Origin of the sequence: Selenomonas sputigena (assembly GCF_026015965.1) — a bacterium.
Taxonomy (GTDB): domain Bacteria; phylum Bacillota; class Negativicutes; order Selenomonadales; family Selenomonadaceae; genus Selenomonas.
This window is the reverse complement of the sequence record NZ_CP110383.1, coordinates 432,296-452,153: the sequence shown is the minus strand read 5'-3', so window position 1 is coordinate 452,153 and position 19,858 is coordinate 432,296. Positions and strand designations below refer to the sequence as shown.

At 56.5% G+C, this 19,858-nt stretch carries 19 protein-coding genes, 1 other RNA gene, 1 CRISPR repeat array and 2 riboswitches; all 20 genes read right to left on the bottom strand.

Annotation, left to right across the window (positions count from 1 at the left end; translation table 11 throughout):
• Nucleotides 1–20: 20 nt before the first annotated feature.
• Nucleotides 21–491, bottom strand: coding sequence for a 30S ribosomal protein S7 (gene rpsG / locus OL236_RS02115; protein WP_006191712.1), 471 nt, complete (start codon nucleotides 489–491; stop codon nucleotides 21–23).
• A gap of 42 nt (nucleotides 492–533) precedes the next feature.
• Nucleotides 534–911, bottom strand: coding sequence for a 30S ribosomal protein S12 (gene rpsL / locus OL236_RS02110; protein ID WP_006191709.1), 378 nt, complete (start codon nucleotides 909–911; stop codon nucleotides 534–536).
• Nucleotides 912–1,172: 261 nt separating this feature from the next.
• Nucleotides 1,173–1,433, bottom strand: a complete 261-nt coding sequence (locus OL236_RS02105) for a L7Ae/L30e/S12e/Gadd45 family ribosomal protein (protein ID WP_265071160.1) — start codon at nucleotides 1,431–1,433, stop codon at nucleotides 1,173–1,175.
• Between the two features lie 140 nt (nucleotides 1,434–1,573).
• Nucleotides 1,574–1,849 (bottom strand): CRISPR-associated endonuclease Cas2, encoded by a 276-nt coding sequence (gene cas2, locus OL236_RS02100; protein WP_265071159.1) that lies wholly within the window; start codon nucleotides 1,847–1,849, stop codon nucleotides 1,574–1,576.
• Nucleotides 1,846–2,820, bottom strand: a complete 975-nt coding sequence (gene cas1, locus OL236_RS02095; protein WP_265071158.1) for a CRISPR-associated endonuclease Cas1 — start codon at nucleotides 2,818–2,820, stop codon at nucleotides 1,846–1,848. The genes cas2 and cas1 overlap by 4 nt, the downstream gene beginning before the upstream one ends.
• A gap of 88 nt (nucleotides 2,821–2,908) precedes the next feature.
• A CRISPR array of direct repeats spans nucleotides 2,909–3,587; the repeat unit is 36 nt; unit sequence GTTTCAATACCGCAAGCGGTATGGATTGCATGCAAT.
• 385 nt (nucleotides 3,588–3,972) lie between these two features.
• Nucleotides 3,973–4,785, bottom strand: a complete 813-nt coding sequence (gene cas6 / locus OL236_RS02090; RefSeq protein ID WP_265071157.1) for a CRISPR-associated endoribonuclease Cas6 — start codon at nucleotides 4,783–4,785, stop codon at nucleotides 3,973–3,975.
• Nucleotides 4,782–6,596: a TIGR03986 family CRISPR-associated RAMP protein gene (locus OL236_RS02085; protein WP_265071156.1), complete on the bottom strand. Its 1,815-nt coding sequence runs from the start codon at nucleotides 6,594–6,596 to the stop codon at nucleotides 4,782–4,784. Before OL236_RS02085 ends, cas6 begins: the two co-directional genes overlap by 4 nt.
• Entirely contained in the window at nucleotides 6,580–7,179 is a 600-nt protein-coding gene (gene csx19, locus OL236_RS02080) for a CRISPR-associated protein Csx19 (protein WP_265071155.1), read from the bottom strand. Before csx19 ends, OL236_RS02085 begins: the two co-directional genes overlap by 17 nt.
• Nucleotides 7,176–8,597 carry an RAMP superfamily CRISPR-associated protein gene (locus OL236_RS02075; protein ID WP_265071154.1) on the bottom strand — a complete coding sequence of 474 codons (1,422 nt, stop codon included), beginning with the start codon at nucleotides 8,595–8,597 and terminating at the stop codon, nucleotides 7,176–7,178. The genes csx19 and OL236_RS02075 overlap by 4 nt, the downstream gene beginning before the upstream one ends.
• A gap of 5 nt (nucleotides 8,598–8,602) precedes the next feature.
• The gene (locus OL236_RS02070; protein ID WP_265071153.1) at nucleotides 8,603–10,249 is read right to left on the bottom strand and encodes a hypothetical protein; all 1,647 of its coding nucleotides are present in this window, start codon (nucleotides 10,247–10,249) and stop codon (nucleotides 8,603–8,605) included.
• 1 nt (nucleotide 10,250) lies between these two features.
• Nucleotides 10,251–11,180, bottom strand: coding sequence for an RAMP superfamily CRISPR-associated protein (locus OL236_RS02065; RefSeq protein WP_265071152.1), 930 nt, complete (start codon nucleotides 11,178–11,180; stop codon nucleotides 10,251–10,253).
• Entirely contained in the window at nucleotides 11,173–12,897 is a 1,725-nt protein-coding gene (locus OL236_RS02060; protein ID WP_265071151.1) for a hypothetical protein, read from the bottom strand. Before OL236_RS02060 ends, OL236_RS02065 begins: the two co-directional genes overlap by 8 nt.
• A gap of 246 nt (nucleotides 12,898–13,143) precedes the next feature.
• Complete coding sequence (locus tag OL236_RS02055; RefSeq protein ID WP_265071768.1) at nucleotides 13,144–13,965, bottom strand: Rpn family recombination-promoting nuclease/putative transposase; 822 nt, start codon at nucleotides 13,963–13,965, stop codon at nucleotides 13,144–13,146.
• Between the two features lie 167 nt (nucleotides 13,966–14,132).
• On the bottom strand, nucleotides 14,133–14,690 hold the full coding sequence (gene yfcE / locus OL236_RS02050) for a phosphodiesterase (protein WP_009645143.1): 558 nt from the start codon (nucleotides 14,688–14,690) through the stop codon (nucleotides 14,133–14,135).
• 12 nt (nucleotides 14,691–14,702) lie between these two features.
• Nucleotides 14,703–15,170, bottom strand: coding sequence for a 6,7-dimethyl-8-ribityllumazine synthase (gene ribE / locus OL236_RS02045; protein ID WP_265071150.1), 468 nt, complete (start codon nucleotides 15,168–15,170; stop codon nucleotides 14,703–14,705).
• Between the two features lie 44 nt (nucleotides 15,171–15,214).
• Nucleotides 15,215–16,429 carry a bifunctional 3,4-dihydroxy-2-butanone-4-phosphate synthase/GTP cyclohydrolase II gene (locus tag OL236_RS02040; protein WP_265071149.1) on the bottom strand — a complete coding sequence of 405 codons (1,215 nt, stop codon included), beginning with the start codon at nucleotides 16,427–16,429 and terminating at the stop codon, nucleotides 15,215–15,217.
• A gap of 50 nt (nucleotides 16,430–16,479) precedes the next feature.
• Nucleotides 16,480–17,133 carry a riboflavin synthase gene (locus OL236_RS02035; protein ID WP_265071148.1) on the bottom strand — a complete coding sequence of 218 codons (654 nt, stop codon included), beginning with the start codon at nucleotides 17,131–17,133 and terminating at the stop codon, nucleotides 16,480–16,482.
• A gap of 3 nt (nucleotides 17,134–17,136) precedes the next feature.
• Nucleotides 17,137–18,240 carry a bifunctional diaminohydroxyphosphoribosylaminopyrimidine deaminase/5-amino-6-(5-phosphoribosylamino)uracil reductase RibD gene (gene ribD / locus OL236_RS02030; protein ID WP_265071147.1) on the bottom strand — a complete coding sequence of 368 codons (1,104 nt, stop codon included), beginning with the start codon at nucleotides 18,238–18,240 and terminating at the stop codon, nucleotides 17,137–17,139.
• Nucleotides 18,241–18,320: 80 nt separating this feature from the next.
• Nucleotides 18,321–18,434, bottom strand: a riboswitch (FMN riboswitch).
• Between the two features lie 120 nt (nucleotides 18,435–18,554).
• Nucleotides 18,555–19,205 carry a C40 family peptidase gene (locus tag OL236_RS02025; RefSeq protein ID WP_369791792.1) on the bottom strand — a complete coding sequence of 217 codons (651 nt, stop codon included), beginning with the start codon at nucleotides 19,203–19,205 and terminating at the stop codon, nucleotides 18,555–18,557.
• Nucleotides 19,206–19,223: 18 nt separating this feature from the next.
• Nucleotides 19,224–19,393, bottom strand: a riboswitch (cyclic di-AMP (ydaO/yuaA leader).
• 27 nt (nucleotides 19,394–19,420) lie between these two features.
• Nucleotides 19,421–19,778, bottom strand: an RNA gene (rnpB, locus tag OL236_RS02020) — RNase P RNA component class A.
• Between the last annotated feature and the right edge of the window lie 80 nt (nucleotides 19,779–19,858).

Here is a 19,858-nt window from a genome sequence, read left to right as displayed (position 1 = left end):
AGTTGAGATACTGCTTGGGATTACCAACGATAATGAGCGAATGCCTTATTAGCCTCAGCCATCTTATGCGTATCTTCTTTTTTCTTGATCGCCGCGCCCGTATTGTTCGCTGCGTCCATGAGCTCGCCCGAAAGCCTCTCGTCCATGGTCTTCTCGCCGCGCAGTCTTGCGTAGTTCACAAGCCAGCGAATGCCGAGCGTCATGCGGCGATCGGGACGAACCTCAACCGGCACCTGATAATTCGCACCACCGACACGGCGTGCGCGCACCTCGAGAACCGGCATGACATTCTTCAGAGCCGTCTCGAAGACCTCCAGAGGATCCTTGCCCGTCTTGGCGCGGATCGTCTCAAACGCATCGTAAACGACGCGCTCGGCAACACTCTTCTTGCCCGAGAGCATCACCTTGTTGATAAATTTTGTAACCGTCTTGGACTTGTATACCGGATCCGGCAACACGTCACGTCTGGGTACGGCACCTTTTCTTGGCATACTTACCCCTCCTGGCTATAATCTCTTCTCAGAAAAAGCGTCTCACTTCTTCTTCGCGCGCTTCGCGCCGTACTTCGACCTCGCCTGACCGCGATCCTGAACGCCCGCCGTATCCAGCGAACCACGGATGATGTGGTAGCGAACACCAGGCAGATCCTTGACACGGCCGCCGCGGATCAAGACAACGCTATGCTCCTGCAGATTATGGCCAATACCGGGAATGTATGCCGTCACCTCGATGCTGTTCGTCAAGCGAACACGGGCGACCTTGCGGAGAGCCGAGTTCGGCTTCTTCGGGGTCGTCGTGTAGACCCTCGTGCAGACGCCACGCTTCTGCGGGCAATTCTTCAGTGCCGGTGCATTCGATTTCTCCTGCATGCTCTTGCGGCTCTTGCGAACCAGCTGATTAATTGTAGGCATTTGATGCACCTCCTTCCTTCATATTGAGAATTTATTATTTATAATTACTCCGCCGCAGCTCTTTGAGCCGCTCGCCTTGCGGCAGGCGAAGCATTTACCGACCTGAGGCATCGCTCTCGAGGAACCACTGATAAATTCAGCCACCCATCTTCACACATCTGCACTGTCCTCTCGTCGTCGACAAATCCTCGACGTAGCACAGCTACGCCTGCGGTTTGTCTCCTCGATAGATACAGAGCATCTGTGCAAATCTGGGGGACTTTATTTTATCATCGTTTCCTTCAGTACGGCTGCCGCAGCGGCGCCGACCTCGATGGAGCAAGCCTTTCCAAGCTCCTGCATCGTGGGGACATGCACGACTTGCACGCCGATCTCACTCGCGAGATCGAGAAGCGGCTGCGTCACGCGTTCATCCGCATCGTCCGCCAAAAAAACGGCATCCGCACGGCTCTTCTGCACGGCCTTCGTGACCTGCTTGACCCCGATGACCCGCTCCGCGTCCCTCAGCGATTCCAACGTCATGCAGCTTCCCTCCCAACGCACGATTCCTGCTCAGTGTCAGGCACCTATATATATTAGCAAAAGGAAAAAACTATGTCAACACTTTATTTTATCGGCATTTTTATGTACACCGCGCCTCGTGTGTCACATTTCTCTAACAGCTATGCCACAATGCAAATCTCGTCCTCCTCCCTCATCTTCCCCGCCTTCCAGATTCGCGCACAGCAAGCCTCGCACATCGGCGCCATGAAGAGTGCACGGCCTTCCTCCTTCTCCGTCAAGGTGAGCAAAGCCGCACGAATCTCCTGCGCTTCGCGCTCCGTCCCCTCAAAGAGAAACACACTGTATTGGATGCGGTACGCCTTGCCTTCCAGATACTTCGCCACACGCGAGCGAACGCGATTGCTGGCAATATCATAACCAATGAGAAATTTCATACGTCACCATCCCCTTTCTTCCTTAAAACCCGAGTGCCGAAGTTTTCTATCTCGCGGCGAATCATCTCACGCGGTGAAAGCCCGTCATAGCGTGCCGTCGGTTTCTCCATATAGTTTTCATAGTGCGCCGCCCAAATCTTCTTCGCTGCTGGCGAAAGACGGCACTCCTCACCCGTCACAAAAAAATCATCGGGCGTGAAAGACCCGCCGCGAAGGAGATTCAAAACGAGACGGTCGAGCACATCATGGCGGTACGGCTCCATCATGTCGTAGACGAGGCTATCCTTGCGTCCGTTGTTCGCATGAAAGAAGCCCAAACGCGCATCCAGTCCGCTGCCCGCCAAAGCAAGACGCACTTCCTTTTCAAGAAACGCATAGCCGTAGTTCAAAAGCGCATTGACCGCATCGTGCGCTGGATGCTGCGCACGACCTTCCCAGCGCCAAATCTTTTCATTAAGCAGACACGGAAATGCCGAAAAATAGGCCCTCGACGCTGCCCCCTCCATGCCGCGCAGCACCTCTAGATCCATCAGATATTTCGCCTTATGTGCACATGCGGCAAGACGGCCGATGGCCGCCATCGCCTGCAGTTCCCGTTCACGATAGCTGTACTCCTTAAGCAGCCTGCGCTGGCTGCCAATCTTGCGGCAGACAATCTCCCGTACGAGCCGAATCTGCTCCTTCGGGCGCTCCATCACCTCTTTTTGTCGAAACAGATGCTCAAGAGAAATCTGCTCCCCGCCCAAGACGCCCAAAACGCGTCCGCGAAAATCCATGTAGGAAATCGGAATCCCTTCCTCCAACAGGGCATAGACCAGCGGCATCGTTATATGCGCCTGCTTCGTCACCACGACACCCGAAATATGACGAATCGGCTGGCTCGCCACCTTCTCATCCCTACGATAAAGAATCAACCTGCCATGATCCTTAATCGCTTTCGTTTCCTCCGACATCATATAAATGACACACATCGCTATCCCTCCCCGGAAAGATTTTTTTTCGATAGCTCCATTATGCCATAAAAAAAGCGGCCGTTTGAAAAAAACGCACCGAAAAATAAAAAAAATACCGCAAGCGGTATGGATTGCATGCAATTGGAAAACATTGGTGCTGACAACACCAATGGAGGCTAGTTTCAATACCGCAAGCGGTATGGATTGCATGCAATGCGGTTGTATTTGATTCCTAAAATAGGAAAAATCTTGTTTCAATACCGCAAGCGGTATGGATTGCATGCAATGCTTCTGAAGCAAGCGGGGTTTAACCAGTTAAACAGTTTCAATACCGCAAGCGGTATGGATTGCATGCAATATGAACAAATTTGTAGTATTCGTAAACAAAATCAGCGTTTCAATACCGCAAGCGGTATGGATTGCATGCAATGAAGTCGCTGATCTGCTCGCAGATTGAGCGTAATCGTTTCAATACCGCAAGCGGTATGGATTGCATGCAATAAATTTATTGTCCCTGCTGAAGACAAACATAAAATTGTTTCAATACCGCAAGCGGTATGGATTGCATGCAATTCCGCCTGTCCGCAACGATTGGCATGTTTGATGAAGTTTCAATACCGCAAGCGGTATGGATTGCATGCAATGAATTGGGAAGGGAAAAAGTGGAAGAGGGAGTTGAGTTTCAATACCGCAAGCGGTATGGATTGCATGCAATCGTGTAGAGGTAAGACCTAACCAGAAGGTTCTGTGTTTCAATACCGCAAGCGGTATGGATTGCATGCAATACTGTCTCCCAGAACCCTTGAAAACAGTGAACCCAGAAATAGGTTTTCTAATACTCCCTCCCTTTTTGCACTTTTCCCCAAACCTCAGGGAACTTTTTTGTCGCAAAAAGCGGTTCAAAAGGGGTGTGAAGCCAGCAATATCAAGGAAACTTTTGTCCACAAGGAAAACCTAAAACTCATGGCAGTTTCTCGCAAATCCCAGACTTCACTGTAATGAAGTATAGCATGAAGTTGAACTGCTGTCAATATCCCTTGCGGAATTTCTTTCTCTGCAAACGCAAAGGCGGGAACACTCATAGGGAGCGTTCCCGCTTCTTCTGCCGCTCTTACAGCGTCGCCTGCAACATTTTCTTATACGACAGCTGCTCCGCCTGCGGTATGCCGATCATCTCAAGAGCCGATACATCGCCCGCGTCTCGCCAAATCCCTGTCCCGTGAGTCTGCCAACGCCGGAGAAGTTGGCGAATTGGGCGAGGAGAAGGAGTGCGTGCTGCTCTTCTTCATTCAAAGCCGTGACATCGTAGCTGAACCTGCCCGAGAACGCTAGCATGCCGCGGTCGCCGCCGAAGTAGACGCGGCGCGAGCTGCCGTGCCATTCTGCCAGAAGCGCCCTCGCCGCCGCCTCGCGAACCCAGGCGCGATCCATCTCCACGGGCATGGCGGCTTGCTGCCACTTGTCGGCAAGCGACGAAAAGATGAAGACGGGATCAGGCGTCGGATAGTCCTTATCGTCGCGGCGAAAGGCGACGGGCGAGAGGAAGCGCAGACGAAGTTCCGCGATGCGCCCTGCTTGGAGCGCCGCGCCGACAAGCTCCATCTCATCGACGACGCCCGAATCCTCTGTGCCGTCCGCCTTGACTTTCTCGACGCGAAGCGGCAAATTCCCCGCTTGCAGAACCTCGCCCGTGCGAACATGGAGCGCCGCCTGCAATACGTCCTCCCGAAGCGCCGTGACGCGCCAGCTCAGGCTCTCGCCCCTGGTAACCACACGATAGCCGCCCTCGTCTTTTTCCTGCCGCCACTTGAGGAGCGACACGGTGAACGGCTTTACGTTAAGCGTCTCATGGACATAGGTGGAAAGCTCCGCCGAATATCCTTCCATAATCTTGAAGAACAGCCCATGCAGCCAACGTCCGTGAAAAACTGGCACACGGGCAGTATCTTCTGCCCGCAGCCGATAGACAACAGCACCGATCATTTGCCTATCCCTTCATCATATACCTCATGCGCCGTCGGCAAGACCCAACGATTGCGGAATTGCTTTTTCTCTGCGTCGGAAACTTCGTCACGATCAGAAGAATCCCTGTCACCCAAGGTCATCTGCCGCGTCCTCGCCGCCCAGTCCTTCTGCTCTACAGCCTTCCAATCGAGAAGATCGAGCAGAGCTTGCTGTGACAATTCATAGCGCGCCCGCTCCGTTTTGCCGAGCTGTGCGATGACATCATCAAAGGCTTTCAGATATGCTTCCATCGAAGTTTCTTTTTCCGCCTTGTTCCAGTCGCCGTCCGCCGCAAAAAGCTGCTCATAGCCGTGCACCTCGTCCACGAGAACGAGCTTCGCATCGATGCGCACGCTGCCGAGCCCGATGCCCTTGCCCTGTCCGATCTTGAAGCAAAGCTCGCGATCTTTTGCCGCGAGCGAAAAGACCTTGAGCAATGCGCCAAGCTCCACTTCGCTGAGGTTCTTGAAGCGTATTCTACCCTTGAACACATTGCCCGCCTTCAAGGGACGCAATTTGCGGTCAACATTGTCCTTCACGTCGCCGTCTTTTTGCCAGCGAAAACCCGGCTTCTGATGCCAATACAGCTTGTAGCCGCGAATCGCGGCATTTTCCGTGCCCCAGTGATTGAGATTCTTTCCATCTTCTTGCTTCATGTAGAGCTGGAACGACGTGGGTTTCGGCTCGCCCAAGGTTTTCGAGTAATGCTGCCCTTCAAATCCCTTGCTTTCTTTGAGCACAGCATCCTCGAAGAACAAGCGGCTGCCCCAAAGCTCCGTGCGACCAAAAAGCGCATCCGCATAATCAACGGCTTTCGACTGAAGGATCTCGGGAATATGCCCTGCCTCACCAAGCCGATAAGGGTAGCAAATACGATAGAACTGCCCAAACCCGAAATGTTTCACCGTGCCATTTTCATTCTTGTAAAAGCAAGGCACAACGAAATCATAGCGATCATCTCCCGTAAAGTTCCTTGCCTCCTCATTCTTGCGCGCCAGCTTGAACAAATCCAAGACATCGCTGCGCAAAAGATCTTCTTTGTATTGCGCTATAACCTCCGGCGTGACAAGCACACGGTCATTCCAGTCTGGATTGAAATGCACGGTATAGCGCTTCTTGGAAAACATCGCGCCGGTAAAGCAGGGAAGTTCTCCCGTCCTTTCGTACGTTTCCCAAAGGATCTTTCCTGCATTGTGCTTAAGAAAACCTTTATCTTCGACCTTCTTATGGCGATATTCGGCACGGCACATGTAATGGTTTCCATCCTGGCTGTCATGGACGAGAAACGCTGCTTCCGCCTTCGTTATGCTGATCCGCTCGCCATCTTCATCCGTATCAGTCCTTTCGAGCAATTCTTCATCATAGAGTTTCGTGAGACTGTTCTTTTTCGCAGCTACAGTGCGAAAGTAGAGTCTCCGATTGTCGACATCGAAATCTTGTCGCTGACCGCCCACAACATCGGATTTCATCGTGCGCATCGCGCCGCAGGTCACGATCTTGAAGATGTTCTTGACCATGCCGCGAAGCGTGCTGCCCGGCAGGACGGGCTTGCCGACGGGGGCGAAGAACGCGCCTTCCTTGTCGCCCGTGCCGATGAAGACAGGCGTCATCGTGCGGCAGCTCAGCTCAATATAGCCGCTGAGCCTGCCATGTTCCTTCACATATCTCTTGTAGTTTTCCTGCCGTTCTGCATCATTCTTCGCACCGCCGTCGATGGGCGAACGGATGACCGTCGCTGGCAGCGGCACGAAGTTGTACGATGCCGTGGCTTTTTCATCTCGCATTGCCATCTTCCATACCTCCTTCCACATCCGCCGCCGCTATGCGCACATAGCGATAGTCCGCATAGCCGGCCTGCCCCGTCGCCTCGTAGCCGATATAGCTGCGCGTCACCAAGCCGTAGTATTTCGCGCGCTCTTCGGCCTGCGGCAAAATCTGCTTGAGCTTTCGCGCTGCATCTTCGAGCTTCATATAGCCTTCGGGCGCATCCGCTGCCTCTACTCTCTCGCCCCAGAAGCGTGAGATGCTGTCAACGTATTCCGTCGCCTCGCCCGCGCCGTCCTTGCGCCAACGCCCGAGCCACATGTCGCCGCTCTTCTTCAAATGAAGCTCTTCTTCCTCGTTGAATACGCGCAGTTCCAGCCACAGGCTGCACTTCTTAGCCGCATCGCCTGCCAGCTTGAGCGAGCCGTTCTGCCAGCGTCCCCAAGTGATGCCGTGCACCTGCCAGACGACGACATTCGCTTCCTTCATGCCGAGCACTTCGAGCTTTTCGCAGAGGGCGGCTTCCTTCCTCGCGAGACTTACGGCGAGCCTCTCTGAGCTTCCCTGCTGTATGCACATCTGATCTTCCAATGCCAGTTCGATGCTCATAGAGCTTTCGCCTCCCTCTTTTTCAGCAGGGCTTCGACGAATCCCTGCAATTTCCGTCTCTCTTCATCCGTCAAGGCGCCGGGCGTCGCATCCCAGGCAATTTCCTCACCATGATAATGCAGGACGGCGCCTCTTCCCTCAAGCACACCGCGGCCGATGCCCTTCTCGCCGCCGAGCGCCAGTCTGCCGAGTGACAATTCCTTGAGCAAAAGGAGCAGAAGGCCGATCTGCCAGGCGCGCTCCTCTTCCTTCGGCTCATGCAGAACAAGGCGCATGGAAAGCGCCGCTCCCTCTTTCTCCCTCTGCCAGATGGGAGCCGTGGCGAAAAGGGCCGTGTCAATCTTGCCGCCCGTGAAGCGGTCGATACGCACGCGCGTCTGCAGTCCCGTCACAACGCCATTTTCGAGGCGTGCTTCCGAGACAAGCAGATGGCTCTTCCACTTCTCCGCAGGCTTCTCCTTGATGCGATCGAGCGAAGGCCCCATCATGCGGTCGAGCAGTGTGCTGTCGATATCGAGTTTGCGCAGGATTTCCGCCGCGCGATGACGCAGCGCCCCCTTGATGCTCGCGCCGGGAATCAGCCAATGATCGTTCTCGCGCAGCATGAGCGCCTGCACGGACGTCCCCTTATCATCCATGCGCTCTGCCGTCTTCACCTCCATAGCACGCGCATAGTCGCGCACGAGAAGCGAGCTTTTCAAGGCGAACTTCGCTTCGAGCACGCAGTCGTCCTTGGCATAGAAGCCCTTCTGTCGTTCGTATACTTCCGGCTCGACGAGAGCTTCGCTCTTTCCCTCTGAGCCAAGCCAAGCTCTGACGTGATCGGGATTTTTGAAATCGTAGCGGTAGACCTTCAACTCCCCCACATGTATTTCGCCAAAGCCCTTCGCCGTATGTGCACCCAGGGAGAACCCTGCAGCGAGTCTATGCGCCAAGAGGTCAACCGCCTCCTTCATAGCGTCCTCGTACCTCTCATGGATGCCGCGCTGCGTGATCTCGGCGAAGAACTTCCCCGTCGCGCCGCTGCCCACCGCCTCGTAGTCGAACTTATGATGCTCGATTGCCGTGCCCGTGATCTCGTCGAGGCTCACGCCGTCGCGCACGACGATTTCCACGTTGTTCAGCTTGACGTCGTCGATGCGGATGGAGCTTTGCCAAGCCGCATTATGCTGTCTTTCATACGCGGCTTCTGTGCCGAAGAGCAGACGCATGCCGAGCGCATTTTCCGCTGTCATGAAGTCTCGCAGCGCTCCGGCGAGCGATGTGCCGGGGATGAACGGCTGTCCTGCTTTTGTCTTCAGCACCTCGGTATCGATCTCATTGCCTGCACCGCTGCCGCCCGCACCGATGAGGAGCGGCGCATCGAGGACGAGCGTGCCTTTGAGGATGACCTTGCTCTTGATACTCTCTTCGCTCATCGCCATCACTCCTCGCCTCCTTTTCCTGCCGCTGCCTTTCTCGCGAAGCGGAAGAAATTGTGCCAATACGCATAGAAGAGCGCGTCCTGCGCCGTGCCGCTCGTCAGGAAGTCCGGCTCGCCTACATCTTCCAGGAATGCCTCGAGATCTTCGCCCAGCTCTTTTTTCCAACGACGTTCCTTGTTGTACGGCATATCGGCGAGATTCGCCTTCATCAAAAGTTCCTCCAAGGAGCGCCCGTTGAACTTGATCGCCTCTAGATTCTTGGCAAAGGGCGTCGACGCATTGCTTTTCTGACTGCGGATTTCCTCGCGCAATGCTCCCTGCATGTTTGCCCGTCCACGCATCCACATCGAATCGAGTCGTGCGAAAAAGTGCGATACCCCTTTACCCCCCGTGAGCTTCTGCACATCTTCCGCCGCATAGACGACCATCTTCCGCTGCGCCGCGCAGAGGAGGAGTTCTTTCGCCCGCCTGCGCACCTCGGGCGACTTGACTGCACGCCGTTCCTTTTGCTGCATCCTCTTCGCGAGGGAAAGCGGCTGCAGATGCCAGAGGCGAAGCTGACCAAAGCCCTCTTCCGTGCGTACGCCGACGCCATCGTACAGCAGTCTTTGCAGTCGCTCCTTGTCGCTCTCTGTCCACGCGCTCTCCTTCTCTACGGCAAAGACGCTTCCTGCCGCGAGGGCAACGGCGCGCGGGCGCTTCATGCCCCAGATGCCTACGAAGTTGTCCACCTCGACAAAATCGGCAAAGACCGTGTTTTCCACATCTCCCTGTGCTGCACTCCGCTTTGGATCGTAGGCGTGAAGGGAAAACTCTCCCGCAGTGCCCTCGTTGAGGCGGTCAACGATCTGCTGCAGAGCCACAGCAGCGCTCGACAGGAGGTCATCCGCCGCGAGAAGCGGCGTCTCTAGACGCAGATTGATGCGATTGTCCACATCCGGCTCGACGCTTTCAGGCATGAATTCCACCGGCTCAAGCTGTACGCGGCAGGCGCCGTATTGCGCATGGCGCGCACGCCCCGCCTGCGCCGTCCATGAAGCCGTTCCCAAGGCGTCCATGAAGCTTTCCAACGCCGCATCCTCACCGAAGACTTCGCCTTCGAAGCGCACGCCTTTCTCTACAGCTTCATAGTTGTAGATCGCGCCGTCGCGCGAACGTCCCGCAAGACGCTCCAAGGACGAGCTTCCCCTCTCCTTGCCCTGCCGTTCCTTGACGTTACTGCGGCTCATGTGCAGCGATATGTTCTTTGCGACATCCACCTTCTCGATGCCGCCGTCTTCGATCACGGCAAAGCCGCGCAATGTCTTGTACCCTGCCTCGGGAGCATCTGCGAGCAAGTCCCTGACCGCCTCTCCGTCCTTGAGGCGCTGCACCGAAGCGGGCACAAAGGAGGCGCGCTTTCCATCCAACGCACGCACGGGATAGGCGGCGACGAAGCGCAGTTTGTCGAAGAAGAGTCCGAGAAAATTCTCGTCCTCCTGCGCCTGACTGCCAAGATTCTTCGCTTCAATGTAGCGCTCGGCCAGCATACCGCGCACGAGCGTGCCGCTGAAGAAATCGTGCGACGACGTCATGACGGTCGTATTGGTGCGCGTCGCCAGCACGATCGGCGAAAGGGTCTCTATTTTTACACGGATCTTTTTCATCTCAAACCTTGCCCCCTTTCAGCGCTTCATTGACGAGGACGCTCCGTATATCTTTCCCATGCTGCAGCATCGCGCACGATATGCGGCCGAAGCCTCGATTGCGCTTCATGCCGGCATGCGAGAGGTTGCGCAGCGCCAGCGCAAGAATCGTGAGCTTTTTCCGCGTTCCTCCTTTGAGGCGTACCGTGCCGCAAAACGTGAGCCCTTCATCGACGACACGGATGTTCCTGAGCGACGTTTCGGCAGCTGTACCTGTCTCACGGTCAATCATCGTCTGATAGCGCAGCGAGGTATAGAGCGAAAGAACATCCTGCGCAGAGACGAGGTCGGGATAGTGCTGCTGCAGGTAAAGCCAGTCTTCTTCCATCTGCCGCGCTGCTTCCTCCGACGCAAGGTGAAGGTTCGGTATCGTCAGCTGTGTATCGCTCTGCACGTTATGCTGGAAAAGCTCCTCCATTTCCTCTTCTGTAAAGAGGTTCAATCCTGCCAATTCGGACATCTCAAGGACTTCCAGCGCACTCTCGTAAATGAGCCCCTTGAGCCGCTTTCCGGGGAAGTAGGGCAATCCCGCCCGGTCATGCACGACCTCAGCATCGACGTTGACATCGGCGCGCCCCGAGCCGAGGTGCAGCGGTGAAAGCGCCGCGACTTCCAGCGTAAATTCGTCGAAGCGAATCTCCTTGGACTCAGCCAAGGGATGCTCTGGGAGTCGCACAGGAGGAAACGAGTTCCTGGGCACACGCTTGAGCTGTTCTTCCAGCGTCGGCATGCCATCGTCCGCCGCATTGCTCTCGCTCGGAGCAGGCCTTTGCGCTGCCTGCTGCTTCTGCTGGTTCATCTCCATCTGCTGTCTGCGACTCTCGGCATGTTTGGCCAGCAGCTCTTTCTTCTTGTTTTCGCGCGCCTCCTTTGCGTTCTTCTTTTTAGCCATGCTGCACCTCCTCGGGCACATAGAAGTCGATCATCTCGATGGCGTCGACGTAAGGCGTCCTTCCCTCCTGCCACAAAGATTCGCGGTACGACGACCAAGCCGCGATCTCGGGCAGGCGCATCGCTCCGCCACTTGCAATCAAGCGGTGATACTGCGCCATGAATTGCGCATGTTCATGTCTGCCCGCCGCCAATACGGCACGCAGTTCCTTGATCTTGTTCATCGGCATGCGTCCCTCACCCTGCACGAGCTGACGCACGGCCTCGATGAGATTGCCGACGTACTCGGGCTTCGATGCATCACCGTCGACGCGATAGGGGCCGAAGTGCATCGCACCGCACTTGCCGCTGTACTGCTGCTCGCGGATTTGCTCCAAGGTCGGCGGCTGCTCGCCGTGCAGGATGGCGAAGTCGAGCCAGCACGAGCTTCCTTCCGTGCGCATGGCACGCATCTTCGACTTCGCCGCACCGCAAAGCTGCTCGGCAATCTCGTAGCCGCGGAAGAACGGATAGGCGGTCGGCAGGATGCTGACGCCGCCGCAAGTATCGATGCCGAGGTCATTGAGCGCTTCCATGATCGTACGCGTGAAGGAGAGCGCGTACTTCGCCGTGCAGACGAAGGTCATATCGTCGCCGCCGAGCACGATGGGGCGGATCGGCAGAAGCATCTTGCCGTCGTCAGCTTCTTCCAGTGAGAGATGCTTATGCATCGCCGCATAATCGCCTAAGATGTCCGCAAGGAGCATGCAGAACGCCAGAACTGTCTTCCAGTACACGGCGCGCGACATGTTCTTGCGCTTTGTCAGTGTGCTGCAGTCACGGAACTTCTCGCCCATGTTGTTGCCGTCGATATGGACAATCGCCATGTAGTCTTCCGTCTCCCTCTGCCCGAGCTTCTCGAACTCGGAAGGAAAAGCATACTTTTGCAGCTCTCGTGCCAATTCCTCGGGATCACTCATAGCGCGGACTCGCGACGGCGGCAACGTCTCACCCGCCAAGGCATGTGCCCTCAGGATGCTGCGCAGCTTGTCGAGAAGCGCTTCCTCAGCGGGTGCGATGACGCCCCCCTTCTGACGTGCCGCCAAGAGCTTCCTCTTCACTTCCCACGAAAGGAAGCGGCTCTCCTTGCGCACATCGTCCACATCGTAGGCATTCGCCGTTTCCGCGCTCGCCTCGCACGAAAGCGTCAATCCCGTATAGGGGAGCGATACGGCAGGAAAGAACAAGTTCTGCTGCGCCCTGAGCTTGCGGACGAGATGCGTGAGATCGTCGATCGCCTCTTCCTCGCCATCCGCACGCTTCACGCGCGTCACGCGATAGGCGCCGTCCGCTTCGAGCACCATTTCGCCGCGCGCCGCTCCCGTGCGCAGTCCGGGAGTCGTCCACAGCAGCCGCTTCGTGAAGGATTTGATCACCTCGACGAGTTCTTCATCCGTCGTTCCCTCAGAAAACAGCACGAGAGCGTTGCCACCGCCGATATAGCCGATGCGGCACTTCTGCTCCATCTTCGTCCAATCGGGAGCTTCCACCTCGCGCCACGTTGCATCGTCGACTTCATCCTTACCGAAACGCTCGCGCAGAACATGAAGCAGCTCGCGCGAAAAAGCGCTCTCCACCAAGAACGACGCCCCTATATTCGTCTTGAGGCGGTTGCTCGCGAAGATATACTTCTGAATCGAGCGCGTATCAAAAAGAATCGCCTGCAATTTGATTGCCATCTATCCTTCCCCCTTGCCTCTTGTTCTAATTTCCGTCGTATTTATCTAATTCGCTTTTATAGGAAGAAATCCTCTCAAAAAGCGAGAAATCTGCACAAACCTTCAGGAAGATCTCCCTAAGCCGAGGCAATCCACATGAAAAAAAGCCACCTGTACAGCTGGTGGCTTTTCACTTTCGAGCATAGCCCGAATACGGTCCATAATGTACACGAGAACCGTGCCGCTGCACCTGTCCTCACACTGCTGTCACAGCTTCGCATGGAGCATCTTCTTATACGAAAGATGCTCCGCCTGCGGTATGCCAATCATCTCAAGAGCCTGTTCGACAGGAATTTGAGATTGCGTAACAAGTCGCCGTAGAATTGCCACACGCTCGTCCCGCTGTCCTTCCTTGCGTCCTTCTTTGCGTTCTTCCATCATCTTCATGGCAAATGTCATGTAACTCACCCTCTCTCCTTCTTCAAGCTTGACTCTTCGAATTTCCTCTTCGACCTCCTGCACAAAGCTGTTATCTGTGACTACACCGTCAACATACTGCAGAAATGCGCGAATCGTATCATCAATATCGCCGATCTGTCCTTTCGTATTGAGAAAAATCTTCGTCGCACCATCCAGTAGATTGAGGTTCTTATTTTCCAGACAAATATTTTCAAACGTATACATATAGCGCCCTTCACCAAAGGGATCGAAGGGACAGATGAATATGATGATTGTTTTATTCAATTCATCGTAATCCGCTCCCGCCGCGAGAAGATCGGCATCCATCATGGACTGGTAATATCGTGTCCTTTTGAAAAGCGCATCTCCTTCCAGTCGCCGAATCTGCATCTCAATGTTATAGACTGTATTTCTCTCATCCTTGACGTAGACATCCAGGCGTATTCCCTTGCTTCGATAAGGTGCTGTTATAGACTTTTCCGTTTCCAGATACCGAATCTTCTCAATCCTTATGCGAAGTGTTCCTTCAAGCATCTTCTTGCAAATGCGCCTGCGCCTCATAACGAGTTTGAACATGTAATCATCACGAATCGTCAACTCTTCCCACGGCTTGATCTTGTAGTCGCCCATATTCTCACCCCTTTTCTCCATTGTACGAATTTTTTCGCTTCAAGGCAACAAAAATCGCACACAAAAACGCTCCTCAACGGAGCGTCTTTTGTGTGCGGCATGACAGGCTTTCTACACCACAATGTGCACATTTCCCAGACAACATCGCCGATTATCGGCGCACATATCTAAAATTTCAATTCCATCAGCACCTCATCCGTATCGAGGTCGAGGATCGTGATTTTCTCATCGGTCATTAAAGCGATGGTCGCCCTGCCGTCCTCGCGCTTTGACAGAGACGGCGAGCCAGGATTGACGAACACGGTCGCACCGCGCTTTTCGAGGACGTTCGTGTGGATGTGACCCGTGATGAAGACGTCGGCGCGCATCGTCTGTGCCGCCTCATCCTTGGCGGCGTCGCTCTCGATGAGATGCCCGTGCGTCGCGACGATGCGCTTGCCGCCCGCAAAAGCATAGGCGTAAGGCGCTTGGATCGGCGTCTTGAGCACGAGCTGATCGACCTCGGAATCGCAGTTGCCGCGGCAGATAAGGACGGGCGGCACACTCTCGTTGATCTTATCGGCAAGCCCGGCGGGGTTATAATCTTCGAGCATTGGGTTGCGCGGGCCGTGGTAGAGCACGTCGCCCGCGTGGATGATGAGGTCGGCGTCGGAAAAGTGCTTCTCGTAGGCAAGCTGCCAGCGCTTCTCGCAGCCGTGCGTATCGCTGATGATGCCGATTTTCATGACCTCGCCCCCTCAGCCGATCTTCTTCAGCAGGCTTGCAAGCTCCATCGCCGCCAGAGCGCAGTCCGCGCCCTTGTTGCCCGCCTTCGTGCCCGCGCGCTCGATCGCCTGCTCGATATTCTCCGTCGTCAGGACGCCGAAGAGCGCCGGCACGCCCGTCGAAAGCCCGACCTGCGCGACACCCTTCGACACTTCATTGCAGACATAATCATAATGCGTCGTCGCGCCGCGAATGACTGCACCGAGGCAAATCACGGCATCGTATTTGCCGCTCTCGGCCATCTTCTTGGCAACAATTGGAATCTCGAACGCGCCCGGCACCCAGGCGACGTCGATGTCATCTTCCTTCGTCTCATGACGATGCAGCGCATCGAGCGCACCGCCCAAGAGCTTGCTCGTGATGAACTCATTGAAACGCGCCGCCACGATGCCGATATGAAGTCCCTTGCCTGTAATAAAACCTTCGATCGTCTTTGCCATGATTATTTCCCCCTATGTCTCTGTCCTTCAACCTATCGTTTATCTCAACCGTTCAGCGCATCGTCGCTGAGCATATGTCCCATCTTGACTTTCTTGACGCTCAAGTAGCGCTTGTCGAACTTGTTCGCCTTGACGACGAGCGGCACGCGTTCGACGATTTCGAGATTGTATCCCTCAAGTCCCGCGCGCTTGGCGGGATTGTTCGTCATGAGGCGGATGCTCGTGAGGCCGAGGTCGGAGAGGATCTGTGCGCCGATGCCGTAGTCGCGAAGATCGGGCGCGAAGCCCAGCTCGACGTTCGCCTCAACCGTATCCGCGCCCTTGTCCTGCAGTTCGTAGGCACGCATCTTATTTGCGAGGCCGATGCCGCGCCCCTCCTGGCGCATGTAGAGCACGACGCCCTCGCCTTCCTTCTCGATATTCTTCAAGGCAATGGCGAGCTGGTCGCCGCAGTCGCAGCGCAGCGAGCCGAGCGCGTCGCCCGTCAGGCATTCGGAGTGGACGCGCACGAGCACGTTCTTCTTGCCCGCGACATCGCCCTTGACGACAGCGATGTGGCACTTGCCGTCGAGCGTGCTCTCATACGCCTTGATGCGGAAGTGACCGTAACGACTCGGGAAGTCGACGTCGGCAACCTGCTTGACGAAACTCTCCGTGCGCTTGCGGTACTCGATGAGCGATTTGACCGTGATGATGTTGAGTCCGTGTTTTTTCGCAAATTCTTTCAACTCGGGCGTGCGCATCATGTGCCCGTCGTCCGCCATGATCTCACAGCAAAGCCCCGCGGGATAGAATCCTGCCAAGCGTGCGAGATCCGTTGTCGCCTCCGTGTGGCCCGTGCGCCGCAGCACGCCGCCCTCGACGGAGCGCAGCGGGAACACATGGCCGGGACGGCGGAAGGACGATGGCCTTGCCTTCGGATCGAGCAGGAGCTTGATCGTCTGGCAGCGCTCGAAAGCCGATATGCCTGTATCCGTATTGTAGGCGTCGATGGAAACCGTGAACGCCGTCTCGTGATTGTCCGTGTTGTTCACGACCATCTGTCCGATATTCAGCTCGTCGAGTCGCTTACCGTCGATCGGCGTGCAGATCAGGCCCTTCGCGTACTTTGCCATGAAATTGATATCCTCAGGCGTGACCGTCGCCGCCGCGACGATGAGATCGCCCTCGTTCTCGCGATCCTCGTCATCTACGACGACGACCATCTTGCCGTACTTGATATCCTCGATTGCCTGCTCCACCGTTGCAAAATCTGACATATTGCTGCATCTCCTTATCTCTGGGAAGTACGGATAAATTCCGCACTCCCTTAAAATCCCTGCTGACGCAGGAAATCCATAGTTATTTTGCCCGCGCTCTTCGGCGCATCGCTTTCTCCCTGTGTGCGCACTCCCGGAAAAAGTTTCTCCACGTACTTGCCGAGGATGTCCGTCTCGATGTTCAAGCGACTGCCGCTGCGCTTTTCGCGCAGGTTCGTGATCTCGCGCGTATGCGGAATGAGGCTGACCGTGAAATCCGCCGCACTCACGCGCGCGACCGTAAGGCTGATGCCGTCGAGCGCGACTGAGCCTTTCTCCACAATGTAGCGCAGGATGTCGGCACCTGCGCGTACCGTCAAGAGGATGGCATTGCCCTCCTCCTTCATGGCGGCGATCGTGCCCACGCCGTCGATATGGCCGCTGACGATGTGACCGCCAAGGCGGCTTCGAAGCGTCAGGGCGCGCTCCAAATTTACGCGGCTGCCGCGCTTCAGCTCTGCAAGCGACGTGCGTCGGACCGTCTCGGGCATGACGTCCGCCGTGAAGTGCGCCGCATCGAAGTGCGTGACCGTCAGGCAGATGCCGTTGACCGCGATGCTGTCGCCGAGCGCGACGTCTTCGAGTACCTTCTTCGCGCGGATGGCGATCTCACCGCCCGCAAGACGCCTCAATGCGCCGACCTCTTCAATGATTCCTGTAAACAAAGGCTACCTCGCTCCCTTCGCCACATAGCCCGTGAGGAGGATGTCCGCTGCGACCTGCTCCGCCGTCAGTCTTGTCAGAAGTGCGGCATCGGCAAGCTCGGCGAATCCCGCGCCCTCGACGGGCGTCAGAGCTGCCTTGCCGCCCACGATCTTCGGTGCAATAAAGGCATGAATCTTGTCGACAAGACCCGCCGCCAAGAGCGAAAAGTTCAGCGTGCCGCCGCCCTCGACAAATACAGAGGTCAGGTCGCGCGCCGCAAGCAGGCGCATAAGCGCGTCAAGATCGACACGCTCACCCTCGCCCACACGGACGATCTCGACGCCCGCCGCTTCCAAAGCTGCACAACGCTCCTCGGGTGCGGCGCATGTCACGGCGATGAGCGTCTTCGCCGCACCGTCCTGTACGACCTTCGCTGCGAGCGGCGTGCGCGCGCGGCTATCGACAATGACGCGCACGGGATTCCTGCCCGTACCGTCCGCCAGACGCGTCGTCAACGATGGATCGTCGGCGAGCACCGTGCCGATGCCAACGACGATGGCGTCCGCCATGTCGCGCATCTCATGCACGCGCTGACGTGCCGCCTCGCCCGTGATCCACTGCGATTTCCCCGCTGCCGTCGCGATCTTACCGTCGAGCGTCATCGCCGTCTTGAGCGTGACGAAGGGCAGTTTCTGCGTCACCCATTTGAGATATGCTTCATTGAGCCGCCGCGCCTCTTCGGCGAGCACGCCGACCATCACCTCGACGCCCGCCGCTTCGAGCATCGCCTTGCCCTTGCCTGCGACGAGCGGATTCGGGTCGAGCATGGCTGCGACGACACGCTTGACGCCTGCCTTGACGAGCGCCTCGGCGCACGGTCCCGTGCGCCCGTGGTGCGAGCATGGCTCCAGTGTCACATAGGCAGTCGCGCCGTGCGCGAGATCGCCCGCCATGGCGAGCGCATGCACCTCGGCGTGCGGCGTGCCCGCCTTGCGGTGCCAGCCTGCGCCGACGACGCGCCCCTCGCGCACGATGACAGCACCGACGAGCGGATTGGGCGAGGTGCGGCCACGCGCATTCGCAGCGAGCAGGAGCGCCTCGCGCATAAAGTCCTCGTCCTGCTGCATCTCTCCACCTCCTTCCTGTTCTTTGCACAAAAAAAGACCGCAAAAAGAACACTCTTTTCACAGTCTCCGTAACGCAACTTGCACGTCTTTTCCCATCCAGACTATACTGTCGGCTTCGGAATCACACCGAATCTGCCAAAAGGCTCGCGGGCTATACCGCCGGTGGGGACTTCCACCCCGCCCCAAAGACTGCTCCTCTGCTAGAAAGAATACCATAGGACTAGGATATTTGTCAAGTTCATAGGCTGAGACACTGGACATCCTATATATGCGCACAAAAAAAGAAGGAGGCTTGCAGCCTCCCCCAAAAAAGATTACATTACCCTGCGAGCCCCGATGTAGCAGGACCCCCAGTACGAGCTGTAAAGCGAATCAATCGCCACGCCACGGCTCGATGATGCGTTGATGAAGTTGCCGTCACCGAGATAGATGCCGACATGCGATGCACCATAAGTGTACGTCGTGAAGAACACGAGATCGCCAGGGATAAGCTCGTCGGTCGAAACGGGAGTACCCACCTCGAACTGCTCATCCGCCATGCGCGGCAGATAGATGCCGGCGTTGGCGAACACATAACGCACATAGCCCGAGCAGTCAAAACCGCTCGGCGTCGTGCCGCCGAATACATACGGCACGCCGAGATACTGCATCGAATCCGAGATGATGCGGCGCGAAATATAGTTCGAGCCGCGGCTCACTTCCGGCATACCCTTGCCGAGAAGCGCCGAGTACGTCGCTGAGCCGACGAGGCCGTCCGCCTCAAGGCCGTGCGCACTCTGGAAAGCCTTGACCGCCTCTGCCGTTGCGGGGCCGAAATCGCCGTCCGCCGCCACGTCATATCCAAGGCTCGCCAACCGTCCCTGAATCTCCGCTACATCGCTTCCCTGGTCTCCGATTCGGAAAGCCGAAGCCCCCGCAACAGAAAACCCACACATCAAAACCATGGTCAGCACGAAAATACGCATTACTCTACTCAAATAGACACTCCCTCTCTGATTTCGCCTACGAGGTTAGCTGCCGGGTTAGGGAAGAGAACACCCTTTTTGACGCGACTGGAAAGCAACCTTATCCCCGCCGTCCTTCTGCCGCCTCATCATTCACCCCAAAAACTATGGTTCCCCCGCTCCTGAGCTGGATTCGGCTTTTCTTCGCTGATGCGTATTAGCTCCTCGTTGTTTTGCTCGCTGGGCGTCCTATAAGCCGGGTTCTGTGCTGCCTTACGGCAGTGGCAATCATTTATCTGGACCGCCCGTTGCCGGACGGCTCAAGCGACGCTACCCGGAAGGTCGGCGGGCCGCCTCATCCCTTCCCTATTCGGTCTTGCTTCGCGTGGGGTTTGCCTAGCCAGCCAGTCACCTGACTGCTGGTGCGCTCTTACCGCACCTTTCCACCCTTGCCAACACGGCTATGCCGTGCGGCGGTCTAAGTCTCTATGGCACTTTCCCTAGGGTTGCCCCCGCTGGACGTTATCCAGCACGCTGCCCTCTGAAGCCCGGACTTTCCTCAGGCGAAACGCCCGCGATTGCCCGGATGCTCAGCAAACTCACAACGTGACCATTATACCAGTTGCCCAAGGATTTGTCAAACGATTCGAGGCACATGCAAACAATTATTATAA